Raw genomic sequence first — 12,789 nt, 5'->3', positions numbered from 1 at the left:
CGGGCCCTGCCCCCGCCCGCGTCAGGGTGGGGGTACCTGTGTCGCGCGCGGCGCCCCGCGGGGCGCCGGACCCATCCGGCGGCACCGTCACACAGGAGGTCGCTCGATGCCAGCCAACCCCTTCGAAGACCCGGACGAGAGCTACCTGGTCCTGTGCAACCGGCGCGGCCAGCGATCGCTGTGGCCCGCCCGGCTGCCGGCCCCCGCCGGATGGCGGACGGAACTGCCCGCGACCTCACTGGAGCGGGCGCGCGCCCACGTCGAACGCGTCTGGCCGGACGTGCGCCTGCGCCTGCCCGCGGCGGCCGGGCCCGCCGCCCCTGCCGCTTCTGCCACCTCCGGCTCCGAAACCCTTCCCGTGCTCTTCGAACGGACGGTGGCCGAGCACCGCGAACGGACCGCGGTCGAGAGCGAGAGCACCACACTGACGTACGGCGAACTCGCACACCGGGTGAACCGGCTGGCCCGGCGGCTGATCGCGACCGGACTCGGCCCCGGCGACCTCGTCGGGATCTGCGTGCCCCGCGGAACCGACCAGGTGGCGGCGGCACTCGCCGTGACGACCGCCGGAGCGGGTTACGTCCCCCTGGACCCCGGCTACCCCGCCGCGCTGACACGCCACATGGCTGCCGACGCGGGGCTGCGGATCCTGCTGCACACCGGCCCCCCGCCGGTGGACGTCACCGGACTGGAAACCCTCGACCTGGCCGCCCCCGACCCATCTCCCGGTCCGGTCGGGCCGGTCACCGACGCGGAGCGGCGCCGGCCGCTGCACGCCGAGGACACCGCGTACGTCATCTACACCTCCGGCTCCACCGGAACACCCAAGGGCGTGGTGATCCCGCACGCGGGCATGGCGGCGCTCGCCGAGACGCAGCGCCTGTGGATCGGCCCCGGCCCCGGTGACCGGGTGCTGCAGTGGGCCTCGTTCAACTTCGACGCCGGATTCTGGGACCTGACACTCGCCCTGCTGTCGGGGGCCACCCTGGTGCTCACCGACGACCGCGCCGTACTGCCCGGCGAGGAACTGCGCCGCACCCTGATCGACCGGCGGATCAGCCACGCGGTGCTGCCCCCGGTCGCGCTGACCGCCACCGACCCGGACGGCGTCCTGCCCGGTGGGGTGGTGCTCTCCACCGGGGACTCCTGCACCCAGGCGCTGGTGGCCCGGTGGGCGCCTGGCCGGCGCATGTTCAACGGGTACGGGCCCACCGAGATGACCGTGGGGGTGACCATGGCGGGTCCGGTGCGGCCGGGCGAGCCGGTCAGCATCGGGGAGCCGTGGCCGGGCAACGAGGTCCGGGTGCTCGACGTCGGCCTTCGGTCCTGCCTGCCGGGAGAGGAGGGAGAGCTCTACCTGGTGGGCCGGGGAGAAGCCCTCGGATACCTCAACCGGCCCGCTCTGACGGCGGAGCGCTTCGTCGCGGACCCGCACGGCGGCCCCGGGAGCCGGATGTACCGCTCCGGCGACCTCGGGTACCTGGACAAGCACGGCTCGCTCTTCTTCACCGGCCGCGCCGACCGCCAGATCAAGCTGCGGGGTTTTCGGGTCGAACTGGGCGAGGTGGAGACGGCGCTGGAGTCCTGCGACGGGGTCCGGCTCGGGGCAGTGGTCGTCACCGGTGAGGTGGACTCGGCGCGCCTGGTCGCCTTCGTGGTGCCCGACGCGTACCCGGTCGACGGCCTGGCGGAGGAACTGCGCCGACGGCTCGCCGAGCGGTTGCCGGCGCACATGGTGCCCGCTCGCGTCGAGGTGGTGGCGTCCCTGCCGATGACCGGCAACGGCAAGATCGACCGGCGCGTCCTGGAACGCCGGGCCGCTTCGTCGCCGTCCACCGCGGAATCCGGCGGTGCGAGTGCCGCGACGGTGTCCGGCGGGTCCGCTCGCGCCTTCGACCGGTCCGACCCGGTGGCTGCGCTGTGTGAACTGGCCGCCAGGGTGCTGGAGGTGCCCGCGGTCGCGCCGGACGACAACTTCTTCGACCGCGGCGGGCACTCGGTGCTGGCGGTGCGTCTCGCCAAGGCCGTACGGGACGACTGGGGGATGAGCCTGTCGGTGCGGGCTATTTTCGAGCGGCCCACCATGGCGGAGCTGGGCGGTCTGCTGGCCGCGAACTGAGGCGGCGCGGGCCGCGGAGATCCGCGCCGGCCGGGCCCCTTCCCGGGGAGCAGGAGGAAGGGGCCCGGCCGTGGCTCAGTCGAGCCGCAGGTGCAGGGCGCTGTGCCCGAACAGGAAGTTGGAGTAGAGGCGGGGCGGTTCCCGGAGGATCTCGATCCGGTGCACTCGCCGGACCAGGGAGTCCAAAACGGCGGAGAGCTCCAGCCGGCCGAGGAAGGCCCCCAGGCAGAAGTGGGGCCCGTGCCCGAGGGCGAGGTGAGGGTTGTGCTCCCTGCCGACGTCGAAGCGGCGGGGCTGCGCGAAGACGGTCGGGTCGTTGTTGGCCGAGATGTTCCACAGGGTGACGATGTCGCCCGCCGACACCTCGGCGGGGCCGATGCGCAGGTCGGCGGTGGCTGTGCGGGCGAAGTGCATGGCCGGGGTCACCCAGCGGAGCACCTCCTCCACCGCCGATTTCACCGTCACCTCGCCGGTGTGCAGCCGACGCCACTGCTCCTCGTGGGTGCCCAGGGCGTGCAGTGCGCCGATCATGGTCACCCGGGTGGACTCGTCGCCCCCCAGGATCAGGCTGTAGCAGTTGAGAGCGAGATCGTCCTCCGTCATCGGCTCGTCCCCGACCCGGGCGTCGGCGATCATGCTGATCACGTCCTCGCCGGGCCGGCGGCGGCGCTCGCGGACCACGTCCACGAAGTAGGACAGGATCTCGTTGCGGGCCTCCAGCGCGTCGAAGGGGTCGTCCTCGGCGCTCTCGGACGACAGCGCGCGCTTGTTCCACTCGAGCAGCAGGGGCCGGTCGGAGGCGGGCAGTTCCAGCAGGTCGCACACCGTGTTGATCGGCAGGTGCTCGGCGATGTCGTGGGCCGCGTCGGCCTCGCCCGCACCGACCACGGCCGTCACCAGGGCGTCGGCCCGCCGCCGCACGGCGTCCTCCACGTGCCCGAGGACCCGTGGCGAGAAGGCGCGCAGCATCACTTGGCGCAGTTCGCGGTGGCGGGGTCGGTCCATCACCGCCAGCATCCGGCCGCCGGCCGAGTCGCCGCCGCGCAGCAGGACGTCCAGCACCGTGCCCCGCGCCGAACTCAGCCGGGCCGCGTCCATGTAGCAGCTCTGGACGTCCCGGTGTCGGGCCACCGCCCAGAACCCGGGGCGCTCTCCCACCGGGGGATGCCATCGCACCGGTTCGCTGCGGCGCATCCGCTCCCAGTACGCGTACGGGTCGTGCTCGACGAAGCAGGCCGGGTCGGCGAGGTCGAGAGCCGCGCCGGAGGCGTCGTCGTACGGGCCGCCGAAGACGGCGGAGTTGCCGGAGGAGACCACCGGAAGACTCCTTTCGGCCCGGGCACCGGGCCTGCACGGGGTGAACTTCTCTCCCCGATCCTCACCTCCCGCACCAGCGTCCGAGGCAGTGCTGAATGAATGATGAAGGATTCGGCGGCGGCCCCCGGCGTGCGTGCGATTCTCAAGTCCCAGGCGGGGAAGGGGAGATCGTCCATGAGCTTGCGTCGCGGATCGGTGCGCACGGTGACGGGCACTTCGCGTCCCGGGCTCCGGCTGCTCGCGCTGCCGCACTCCGGCGGCCGCGCGGAGAGCTTCGCCTGCTGGCGCGCCCCACTGCCTGCCGCGTTCCCCGGGACCGCGGTGGAGCTGTGCGCCGCGCAGTACCCCGGGCACGGCGACCGGCTGGCGGAGCCGCCGAGGCAGGAGGTCGGCGCGATCGCCGAGGAGATCGTCGCCGACCTGACCCGGCTGCCGCCGGCCGACCTGCTGCTCTTCGGCCACAGCTTCGGCTCGGCCGTCGCCTGCGAGGTGGCCCACCGCTGCCCCGCGGCCGGCATCGACGTCGTCCTGCTCGTCGCCTCCTCCGCCTGGGCTCCCGGAGACCCGGCCCGGCCCCCTCGCGACGAACACCTCTTGCCCGACGAGGAGCTCTGGGAGCGGCTGGTCGCACTGGGGGGCATCGACTCCGCCATCACGGCCGAGGCCGAGATCCGTGATCTGGTGCTCCCCGCGATGCGCGCGGACATCGGCGCGCACGAGCGCTACCTCGGCTCCCCGAACCCGGTTCTGCTCACCTGCGACGTGCACGCCTGCATGGCCCGGGGGGACCCCCTCGTGCCGGTCCGCGCCGGCCGTCACTGGAGCCGGCTCACCACCGGGAACGCGAGTGTCGACATCAGATCCGGAGCCCACTTCCACGTCTTCGACAACCCCGCGAGCCTGCTCGCGGACCTCGCACGGAGGGTTCCGGTCCACGCGAAGGGAGGTAGTACGGCGCATGAGTAGTTCTTGGGAGGGCCTGCGGCTGGTCGTCACCGGCGGCGGATCGGGCATCGGGGCCGCCGTGGTCGCCCGCGCCGCCGGGCTGGGCGCCGACGTCCTCGCGGTCGGCAGACAGGCCGACCGGCTGGCGGAGGTGACGGCGAAGGCGGGAGCCGGCAAAGGGGGCACCGCCGTGCCGTACGCCGTGGACGTCACGGCCCCCGACTCCGCCGCGCGGATCGCGCAGCGAGCCGGGGAAGTGCTCGGAGGCGTCGACGCGTTGGTCAACAACGCGGGACACGCGGTCTTCGACCGTCTGGAGGACGCCACCGAGGCGGACCTGCGGGGGATGGTCGACACCAACCTGGTGGCTCCGGCCCTGCTGATCCGGGCGCTGTTGCCCATGCTGCGCAGCACCCGGGGCTGCGTGGTCAACGTCTCCTCCGTCGGCGGCGTCCTGGCGATGCCGTCCCGGTCCTTCTACGGGGCCAGCAAGGCCGCTCTGAACTCCCTGACCAGGTCGCTGGCGGTGGAACTGGCGCCCGAGGTCCGGGTCAACGCGGTGCTGCCCGGTCCGGTCGACACGGGTCTGTGGGACCTGGCGGCCGGCGAGGGCGCGGACGCCCTGCGCGAGGGGATCGTGGCCGGCACCCCCATGGGACGGTTCGGCCTTGCCTCGGAGGTGGCGGCCTGGGTGTGCCACCTCGTCGACCCCGGGACCTCGTCCTGGGTCACAGGATCCCTGGTGGCCGTGGACGGCGGACGAGCGGCGTGAGCCACACCCCAGGAGACCACCTGGCCGGCTCGACCCGGCCAGTCCTGCCACCAGCGGAAAGGCATGCATCAGATGACGCAGACAGCTCCACCCTGGTTCGCCCGGGCCTCGGCGATCCCCTCCTCCTGGCTGTACGAGTCCTTCCGGCTCGCCAACGAGCGTGAACGCGAGCGCCCCGGTCTGATCAAGCTGCACGTGGGTGAGCCCGCCTTCAGCCCGCCGGACTCCGTCGCCAAGGAATTCGCCGCCGCCGCCGTGGACGGCCGGGCCCGCTACATCGACGTGCAGGGGCTCATGGAGCTCCGCGAGCGTCTCGTGGACAAGCTCGACACCGTCAACCACATCGACACCGAACCCTCCCGGCTCTTCGTCACCCCCGGGTCGTGCCAGGGGCTCAGCGCGCTGATGCGCACGCTCGCCGACTCGGGAGCGGAGATCCTGGTGCCGGAGATCCACTGGCCCGTGCACCTGCAACAGGTCCTGCTCGCCGGATTCCGCCCGGTGTTCTACAAGCTCGACGAACACTTCGCGCCCGACCCCGAGTCGATCAGGCAGATGGCCACCCCCGCGACACGGGTGCTGCTGCTCAACACCCCGTCGAACCCCACGGGCGCGGTCATCGGCCTCCCGCTGCAGCGAACCCTCTACGAGATCGCCGACGAGCACGGCTGGCAGATCATCAGCGACGAGGCCTATGAGGACTTCGCCTTCTTCGGCCCTCACCTGTCGATCGCCGCCCTGGAGCGCGACCGCCCCGCACCGGAACGCATCGTCAACAGCGTCTTCACCTTCTCCAAGGGATTGGCGATGACCGGCTACCGGCTCGGTTACGTCGCGGTCTCGCAGCCCAGGATCGCCGCTGCCATGCGCCCGGTGCAGGAGTCCTGCATCATCGCGCCCTCCGCGCCCGTCCAGTACGCCGGGCTGGCCGCCCTGGACACGTCGGGAGCGCTCGTCGGCAATCACGACTTCGTACGGGGAAACCGGGACGCCGCGCTGTCCCCGCTGGTCACCGAAGGGCTGCTGCCCGCACTGCCCGGCGGCGGCTGGTACGCCATGGCCGACATCTCCTCCACCGGCCTGACCGGCGAGGAGTTCAGCGCCGAACTCATGCTCCACCACGACGTCGTGGTCGTTCCCGGCAGCGGGTTCTCCGCACGGCCCGAGTTCGCCCCGGACGGCTCGATGCGACCGCTGAAGCCCGGCGGTGTCGCGTCCGGCATGGTCCGGATCGCGTTCTGCGTCGACCGCGGGCAACTCGCCACCGGGGTGGAGCGCCTGATCGGCCTGGTCCGCGAGAAGAGGGAACAGTGATGCGGACAGAGGTGACCTATGCCGCCTACCTGAAACTCGACGACCTGCTCAAACTCCAGGAGCCGCGCACACCCGACGACGCCGCGGACCTCACCACCGTGCTCTCCGAGCAGTTCTTCATCGTCAGCCACCAGACCTGTGAGCTGTGGCTGAAGCAGATCCTCGGCGACCTGGCCGCCGTGGAGGGCAACTTCCTGACGATGACCACCACCGACCTCGAACGGTCGGTCGATCTGCTCTACCGGGCCGGTGAACTGCTGCGCCTGCTGCACGAGCAGCTCATCGCGCTCGAACGGCTGCCGCTGGAGGACTTCGTCCGCTTCCGGCAGTACCTCGGCACGGCCAGCGGTGCCCAGTCCAGTCAGGCCCACGAACTGGAGCGGGTGCTGGGCAGTGCCAGCCGTTCCGGGTCGCTGTTCCTGGCCTTCCGCTCCGGGCTGGAGCGCATCGGCGCCGACCTGGAGGAGATCGTCGGAGCGGGCGTGGCGGCGGGTCCGTTCCACCGGGTCGTCGAGGCGATGCTCAGGGTCGGCAACGGCTATTTCCAGTGGAAGATCGGGCACGTGGGCCTGGTGACGAAGATGATCGGGGAGCAGCCGGGCACCGCCGGCACCCCGGGAGCGGCGCACCTCATGGACCGTGCCACGCTGCCGTTCACCGAACTTCACGAACTGCGCGGCAAGGTGCACGAGCGGCGGCGCCGGCAGGCGGGCTGACCGCTGCGCAAGCGGTGCTCCGGCCCGCGCACGCGGAAGAAACCCGCGACGCGCACGCGAAGTGTCCGGCCCCTTTCCGCAGGGGCCGGACACTTCGCGTTCCGGGGCCGATCGGTTCAGTCGGCCGCCTCCAGGATGTAGCCCCGGCCCCATACCGTGCGCAGGCTCAGACGGACGCCGTACAGCCGCTGGCGCAGCCGCATGATGTGCAGGTCTATCGCGTTACTGGTGACCGCCTCGTTGTTGATGCGGCTCAGGGCCTTCTTCAGCCTGTCCCGGCGGACGAGATGGCCGAAGTCGGCCAGGAAACATCGCATCATCTCGCTCTGCGCATCGGACATGGGCACCGACTGTCCGCCGTAGTAGAGCACTCCGGTCGGATCCAGCGCGGGCATGAAGTCGGTTCCGGTGCGCCGCTGCAAGGTGTGGACGCGGGCCGCCAGGTCGAGGCGGGCCACCGGCGGGCGCACCCAGTCCTCGGTGGGCGAGATGTCGTTCGGCGGTGCCGTCTGGCCTTCCAGGACCAGCAGGCACGGCAGCCCCGCCTCGCGCAGTCGGTCTCGTTCGTGGCTCTGTACCGGCCAGCGAAGAAACGTGACTTCGTGCTTGTGAACGAGCGTGGCCATGGTCGTGACCCCCGATTCTGATGACAAGCGGACGCTGGTGTGCGGGGGGCCGGTGGCGTCGCCGGGGCAGGTGCGCGTCCGGCCGGGCTGCCGTCGGAGTGTCAGCCGGCGGTGTTGCCGGAGCTGGTCCGGGACGCGAAGGAATCGTTCTGCTGCTGCCTGGCTTCGATGCCGGTTCCCCAGGTGACGTCGTCACCGGCCCGTGACGGCGATCCTGCCGGGTCTCGATTCCAGGCCGGTTCCGGGTGGATTCCGCCTCGACGGGGGCTCGATTCCGGCCTGAGCCACGGGTCGGCCTGCGGCAGGGCGGCGAAAGGAGCACGACATGGTCGCGTGGGACCACCCGGTGATCGGCAAGAGACCTCGTACAGGGGCCGACCGTCCGAAGCCTCTGACCGCGGTCATGATCAGGAGCACGTGATGAAGAACGAGAACAGCACTCCGCGCCGACAGGTTGCCGTCGTCGGCGCCGGCATCACCGGATCCCTGCTGTCCCTGTGCCTGGTGAGACTGGGCTTCGAGGTGGACCTGTACGAGGCGTACGTGCGCCGGGCCCAGGACGTCGGCTCATTCCTCAACCTCGCTCCGAACGGACGCGCCGTACTGGAGCGCCTGGGTCTGGCCGACCGGATCCTCGAACAGGGCTTCGTGGCGACGTCCATCGACTTCGCCAACCACAAAGGCCGGGAGCTCGCGCAGAACCCGGAACGCACCACGAACATCATGCGCGGCGAGCTCAGCGGCGCCCTGCGCGAGGCGGCCACCGGCGACGGGGTGAAACTGCATACCGCCAAGCGCCTCGTCGCGCTGGACGAGAGCGGCGACGGCCGCTGGCGCATCGGCTTCGAGGACGGCACGTCCGCCGAGGCCGACATCGTGCTGGGGTGCGACGGCGTGAACTCCGCCACGCGCCGCCTGCTGCTCCCCGACGCGCCCCGGCCCGCCTATACCGAGGTGGTCGGATCCGGGGGCAGGTCGGAGATCGACGCCGTGGAACTCCCCGTGGACGGCCGGTTCCACATGGTTTTCGGCCTGCGCGGGTTCTTCGGGTACCAGGTGGTGTCGCCCGGTGTCGTGTGGTGGTTCGAGAACCACCAGGAGACCCGTGAACGCACCTTCGCCGAACTCGCCGAGATCGACGACGCGCGGTGGGTGGCCGCGCTGGCCGACCGGCACCGTCCCGACCCCGCCGTGATCCGGGGCATCCTGAACGCCTCCGCCGGACCGGTCGGCCGGTGGCCGGTCCACGAGGTGCCGCCCCTGGTCACGTGGCACCGGGGGAGCGCCGTGGTGCTGGGGGACGCCGCGCACGCGGTGGCCCCGCACCTGGGGGCGGGTGCCGCGCTCGCCATGGAGGACGCCTACGAACTCGCCCTGGCGCTGCGCGAACACCCGACCGCGCCGCAGGCGTTCACCGCGTTCGAGGAGTCCCGGCGGGACCGGGTCGCCGCGATGGCGAAGCAGGCCCGGCAGACGGGGGCGGTGATGACCCCCGACCGGTGGATCACCCGGGTGATACGCGACCTGATGCTGCCGGTCGCCATCAAGCAAGGGGTGCGCAAGGGCACCGAGGCCTATTCCTACCGGCCTTCGCCGTGGCCCGAGCAGGTTGAGTGAGACGCACGCGGGCGCAACGGGCCTGAGGACCCCTGCCACCGTCTGAGGACCTCCTGCCACCGCTTCTCGCGGGGTCGCGACCCCGCGAGAAGCGGTGCCGGTGTCTCAGCGCAGGGGGCCGGTGACGATCCACAAGTGACCGAACGGGTCGCGGAGACGTCCCTCCCGTTTGCCGTACGGGCGGTTCTCCACCGGTACGACCACCGTGCCGCCTCCGGCGACCATGCGCTCGGCGACGGCGTCCTGGTCGGTGAACTCCGCCTCCAGGAGGACCGGGGAGCCGCCGACGTCGTCGGGCGAGAGCCAGCCCCACTCGGGCACTGCCGGGGACAGGGAGAGCGGGGAATCACCGATCTGCAGGACGACGACCATCACGCGGCCGTTGTCGTCCTGGGCGCGGAAGACTTCCTCGGCGCCCATGGCCTTCTGGTAGTAGGTCGCGGCGGTGTCGGGATCCGGGACGATTAACCGTGGCGTCAGACTCATGATGGGGACCCTATATGTCCCTGCGGTGGCCCGCATGAGTTGATTCGATCAGTTCGAGCCAGGTCCTGCGGACGCCTTTTCCTGCTGCAGCGGAGCTCGCGGAGCGGACGCCGGCCTTTCAGGACGGCCATGGCCTGCTCGCCGACGCAGCGGATTTGCGCGGGCGCCATCGGCAGGTCGGAAAAGGTTCACTGGGCCATGCCGGCCGGACCACGCCCAGGGCGGCATCGGCTTCCGTGGTGGCGGCCCTGCAACGCCGAGCGTGAGGGTGAGCAGTTGCCGAGGGGGCGGTCGGCTCAACCGAGTCCGTTGCGCCTGGCGATCAGGAAGGTGCGTTCCGGCTCGTTCCCGGTGAGTTGGGCCGCGGCGTCCAGGGCCTGCACGGCTTCGCCGGTTCGTCCGAGGCGGGCGAGGAGGTCACCGCGGATCGCGTGGAACAGGTAGTAGTTCCCGAGATCCAGGTCATCGACGACCCGCAGTGCCGCTGCCGCGCCCTGGACCTCGGCGAGTGCGACCGCGCGGTGAAGTGCGACCACCGGGCCGGCGTCGAAGTGCGCGAGCTGGTCGTACAGCGCGAGGATCTGGGTCCAGTCGGTGACGGGGTCGGTGTGCACGGCGTTGATCGCGGCCAGGATCTGGTAGCGGCCGGGCTGGTTGCGACGAAGGCAGGCGCGGACGATCGCGCGGCCCTCGGCGACCAGGTCGGCGTTCCAGCGGGAGCGGTCCTGGTCGGGCAGCCGGACAAGGTTGCCGTCCTGGTCGGTGCGGGTGCCGCGGCGGGCCTCGATCAGCAGCATCAGCGCGAGCAGTCCTGCGGCCTCCGGCTCGTCAGGCATGAGTTCGACCAGCAGCCGGGCCAGTCGGATCGCCTCGGCGCACAGCTCGGCGCGGGCCAGTTCGGCGCCGGAGGTGGCGACGTAGCCCTCGTTGAAGATCAGGTAGAGCACGGCGAGCACCGCCCCCAGGCGCTCGGGCAGATCGGCATCCCGGGGCACCCGGTAGGGGATCTTGGCGTCGCGGATCTTCGCCTTCGCCCGGACGATGCGCTGTGCCATCGTCGGCTCGGGCACGAGGAAGGCGCGGGCGATCTCAGGCGTGGTGAGACCGCCGAGAAGGCGCAGCGTGAGCGCCACTTGCGCGGGGACCGCCAGAGCCGGGTGGCAGCAGGTGAACACCAGCCGAAGACGGTCGTCGCGCACGGGTCCTTCCTCTTCTCGGTCGTCCGGGCCGTGGAGTCGCTGGGCCTCGGCGTGCTTGTGCGCACGCAGCGATTCGCGGCGCAGCTCGTCGACGGCCCGGTTGCGGGCGGTGGTGATGATCCAGCCGGCCGGGCTGGGCGGCATGCCGTCGACCGGCCAGCGTCGCAGGGCAACCGCGAACGCTTCAGCGACGGCGTCCTCGGCCGCGCTAATGTCGCCGAGCCTGCGCACGAGTACGGCAACGGCTCTGCCGTACTCGGCGCGGAACACGGCCGCGATGTCCTGCGGTGTGGGACTCAATACGGTTCGACGTCCTGGAACGGGCGGACCTCGATCGGAAGCGTGGTCGCGGCGGCCGCCTTGCGACCCCACGCCAGCGCGGCGTCCAGGTCGGGTGCGGTGATCACCCAGATCCCTCCGACGAACTCCTTGCCTTCGACGTAGGGACCGTCGGTCAGCATGCCGTCGCTGCGCACGACCGTGGCCGTGCTGGGCGCATGCAGGCCGCCGGTGAACACCCAAGAGCCGCTTTCGCGGAGTTCCTCGTTGAGCTGGTGCAGATCGGCCTTGATCTTTTCCATGGCCTCGGGGTCTGCCTTGCCTTCGGGTTGGTAGATCGAGAGCAGGTACTTCGCCATGGATGCCTACTTGCGGGAGTAGCGGGCGATGATCACGCCCTTGGTGGTGGTGACGCTGTCGGTGAGCTCGAACTCGGTCAGCGGGGCAGGGCCCTCGAAGAGCCGCATGCCGGTTCCCAGGGTGAGCGGGTGGATCAGCAGCTGGTAGGTGTCGACGAGGCCGGCGGCGTGCAGCTCGCGGACGAGCATGGCGCTGCCGATGATCGTCAGGTCCTTGCCGTCCTCCTCCTTGAGCTTGGCCACCGTCTCGGTGGCGTTGCCCTTCAGCAGGCTCGAGTTCTGCCAGGCGTCCGCGTTCTCCAGGGTTCTGGAGCAGACGTACTTGGTCGCCGCGTTCATGTGCGCAGTGAACGGGTTGTCGTCCGTGCGGGTGCCCCAGGCGGTGATGAAGTCCGTCCAGGTCCGGTGTCCGAACAGCATGTCCGTGGGCTTGGACATGCTCTTGCCCATCTCCATGCCCATGACCTGGTCGTTGTACGTGCCGCCCCAGCCCCCGTGAGTGAAGCCACCGCGGGTGTCCTCATCCGGACGGCCCAGGCCTTGGACGACCCCGTCGAGAGTGATGGACAGCGTGGCGTTGACCTGGCGCACAGCATCCTCCTTGCTTCGGCGGACCGCTCTTCCGTGGCCCGTTTCACCCCCTACACGAAGAGCCATCCGCGAAATCGACACGGGCGCCGAATCTTTTCTCAGCGAGATCATCATGCGCGGAAATGCCCCGCAGCCGCAGCGGATGACGCCCGGAGGTCCCAGAAGCCGTGCCGCGCATCTGCAGCACCGCGAAGTCGGGCAATTCGCGCCGCGGGGCAAACGCGGTCGGCGTGGAGCGGGACACGGAGCGCGCCGGTATCCCGCTGTCCGTGCCCGCGCTGCCGCAGGTCCGCGCCTCATGCCGACACTGCGATGCGACCAGGCTGAGATGCTCGACCGCGGCGGCGCCGGCGCGGTACGGCTTCGACGCGATGGGGACGGAGGGCGACGGTCACGATGGGGATCCTCCTGCTCTGGTGAGTTCTGCTGACCGGCGGGCACGGGTTCGG

At 71.1% G+C, this 12,789-nt stretch carries 12 protein-coding genes; 6 read left to right on the top strand and 6 right to left on the bottom strand.

What is annotated here, in order from left to right:
- Positions 1 to 106 precede the first annotated feature (106 nt).
- Positions 107 to 2,119 (top strand): amino acid adenylation domain-containing protein, encoded by a 2,013-nt coding sequence (locus ACH4S8_RS39925; RefSeq protein WP_398403292.1) that lies wholly within the window; start codon positions 107 to 109, stop codon positions 2,117 to 2,119.
- Between the two features lie 75 nt (positions 2,120 to 2,194).
- Here ACH4S8_RS39925 and ACH4S8_RS39920 read toward each other — a convergent pair whose 3' ends face one another.
- Complete coding sequence (locus tag ACH4S8_RS39920) at positions 2,195 to 3,436, bottom strand: cytochrome P450 (RefSeq protein WP_398403290.1); 1,242 nt, start codon at positions 3,434 to 3,436, stop codon at positions 2,195 to 2,197.
- Between the two features lie 174 nt (positions 3,437 to 3,610).
- Here ACH4S8_RS39920 and ACH4S8_RS39915 point away from each other — a divergent pair, with 174 nt between their 5' ends.
- From ACH4S8_RS39915 to ACH4S8_RS39900, 4 genes are all read left to right on the top strand, one after another.
- A complete protein-coding gene (locus ACH4S8_RS39915) occupies positions 3,611 to 4,402 on the top strand; it encodes a thioesterase II family protein (protein WP_398403288.1) in 792 nt (263 codons plus the stop codon).
- Complete coding sequence (locus tag ACH4S8_RS39910) at positions 4,395 to 5,153, top strand: SDR family NAD(P)-dependent oxidoreductase (protein WP_398403286.1); 759 nt, start codon at positions 4,395 to 4,397, stop codon at positions 5,151 to 5,153. The genes ACH4S8_RS39915 and ACH4S8_RS39910 overlap by 8 nt, the downstream gene beginning before the upstream one ends.
- Before the next feature lie 72 nt (positions 5,154 to 5,225).
- Positions 5,226 to 6,467, top strand: coding sequence for a pyridoxal phosphate-dependent aminotransferase (locus tag ACH4S8_RS39905; protein ID WP_398403284.1), 1,242 nt, complete (start codon positions 5,226 to 5,228; stop codon positions 6,465 to 6,467).
- Positions 6,467 to 7,183, top strand: coding sequence for a tryptophan 2,3-dioxygenase family protein (locus tag ACH4S8_RS39900; RefSeq protein ID WP_398403282.1), 717 nt, complete (start codon positions 6,467 to 6,469; stop codon positions 7,181 to 7,183). The genes ACH4S8_RS39905 and ACH4S8_RS39900 overlap by 1 nt, the downstream gene beginning before the upstream one ends.
- Before the next feature lie 116 nt (positions 7,184 to 7,299).
- Here the strand turns inward: ACH4S8_RS39900 and ACH4S8_RS39895 are convergent, their stop codons facing one another.
- Entirely contained in the window at positions 7,300 to 7,809 is a 510-nt protein-coding gene (locus ACH4S8_RS39895) for a helix-turn-helix domain-containing protein (RefSeq protein ID WP_398403280.1), read from the bottom strand.
- Positions 7,810 to 8,229: 420 nt separating this feature from the next.
- Here ACH4S8_RS39895 and ACH4S8_RS39890 point away from each other — a divergent pair, with 420 nt between their 5' ends.
- Positions 8,230 to 9,426 (top strand): FAD-dependent oxidoreductase, encoded by a 1,197-nt coding sequence (locus ACH4S8_RS39890; protein WP_398403278.1) that lies wholly within the window; start codon positions 8,230 to 8,232, stop codon positions 9,424 to 9,426.
- A gap of 105 nt (positions 9,427 to 9,531) precedes the next feature.
- Here the strand turns inward: ACH4S8_RS39890 and ACH4S8_RS39885 are convergent, their stop codons facing one another.
- From ACH4S8_RS39885 to ACH4S8_RS39870, 4 genes are all read right to left on the bottom strand, one after another.
- On the bottom strand, positions 9,532 to 9,912 hold the full coding sequence (locus tag ACH4S8_RS39885) for a VOC family protein (RefSeq protein WP_398403276.1): 381 nt from the start codon (positions 9,910 to 9,912) through the stop codon (positions 9,532 to 9,534).
- A 296-nt stretch (positions 9,913 to 10,208) separates the two neighbouring features.
- Positions 10,209 to 11,411, bottom strand: a complete 1,203-nt coding sequence (locus tag ACH4S8_RS39880; RefSeq protein ID WP_398403274.1) for an RNA polymerase sigma factor — start codon at positions 11,409 to 11,411, stop codon at positions 10,209 to 10,211.
- Positions 11,408 to 11,749 (bottom strand): YciI family protein, encoded by a 342-nt coding sequence (locus tag ACH4S8_RS39875; RefSeq protein ID WP_398403272.1) that lies wholly within the window; start codon positions 11,747 to 11,749, stop codon positions 11,408 to 11,410. The genes ACH4S8_RS39880 and ACH4S8_RS39875 overlap by 4 nt, the downstream gene beginning before the upstream one ends.
- Positions 11,750 to 11,755: 6 nt before the next feature.
- Positions 11,756 to 12,340, bottom strand: a complete 585-nt coding sequence (locus ACH4S8_RS39870) for a dihydrofolate reductase family protein (RefSeq protein WP_398403270.1) — start codon at positions 12,338 to 12,340, stop codon at positions 11,756 to 11,758.
- Between the last annotated feature and the right edge of the window lie 449 nt (positions 12,341 to 12,789).

The organism is Streptomyces sp. NPDC021080 (assembly GCF_044333225.1).
In the GTDB taxonomy this organism is placed as follows: Bacteria; Actinomycetota; Actinomycetes; order Streptomycetales; family Streptomycetaceae; genus Streptomyces.
Note: the sequence above shows the minus strand (reverse complement) of the source record. Positions and strands in the feature narration are given on the sequence as shown.

Coding starts and splice junctions, on each gene's coding strand:
- ACH4S8_RS39925 (WP_398403292.1), top strand. CDS start 107: ATGCCAGCCAACCCCTTCGAAGACCCGGACGAGAGCTACCTGGTCCTG.
- ACH4S8_RS39915 (WP_398403288.1), top strand. CDS start 3,611: ATGAGCTTGCGTCGCGGATCGGTGCGCACGGTGACGGGCACTTCGCGT.
- ACH4S8_RS39910 (WP_398403286.1), top strand. CDS start 4,395: ATGAGTAGTTCTTGGGAGGGCCTGCGGCTGGTCGTCACCGGCGGCGGA.
- ACH4S8_RS39905 (WP_398403284.1), top strand. CDS start 5,226: ATGACGCAGACAGCTCCACCCTGGTTCGCCCGGGCCTCGGCGATCCCC.
- ACH4S8_RS39900 (WP_398403282.1), top strand. CDS start 6,467: ATGCGGACAGAGGTGACCTATGCCGCCTACCTGAAACTCGACGACCTG.
- ACH4S8_RS39895 (WP_398403280.1), bottom strand. CDS start 7,809: ATGGCCACGCTCGTTCACAAGCACGAAGTCACGTTTCTTCGCTGGCCG.
- ACH4S8_RS39890 (WP_398403278.1), top strand. CDS start 8,230: ATGAAGAACGAGAACAGCACTCCGCGCCGACAGGTTGCCGTCGTCGGC.
- ACH4S8_RS39885 (WP_398403276.1), bottom strand. CDS start 9,912: ATGAGTCTGACGCCACGGTTAATCGTCCCGGATCCCGACACCGCCGCG.
- ACH4S8_RS39875 (WP_398403272.1), bottom strand. CDS start 11,749: ATGGCGAAGTACCTGCTCTCGATCTACCAACCCGAAGGCAAGGCAGAC.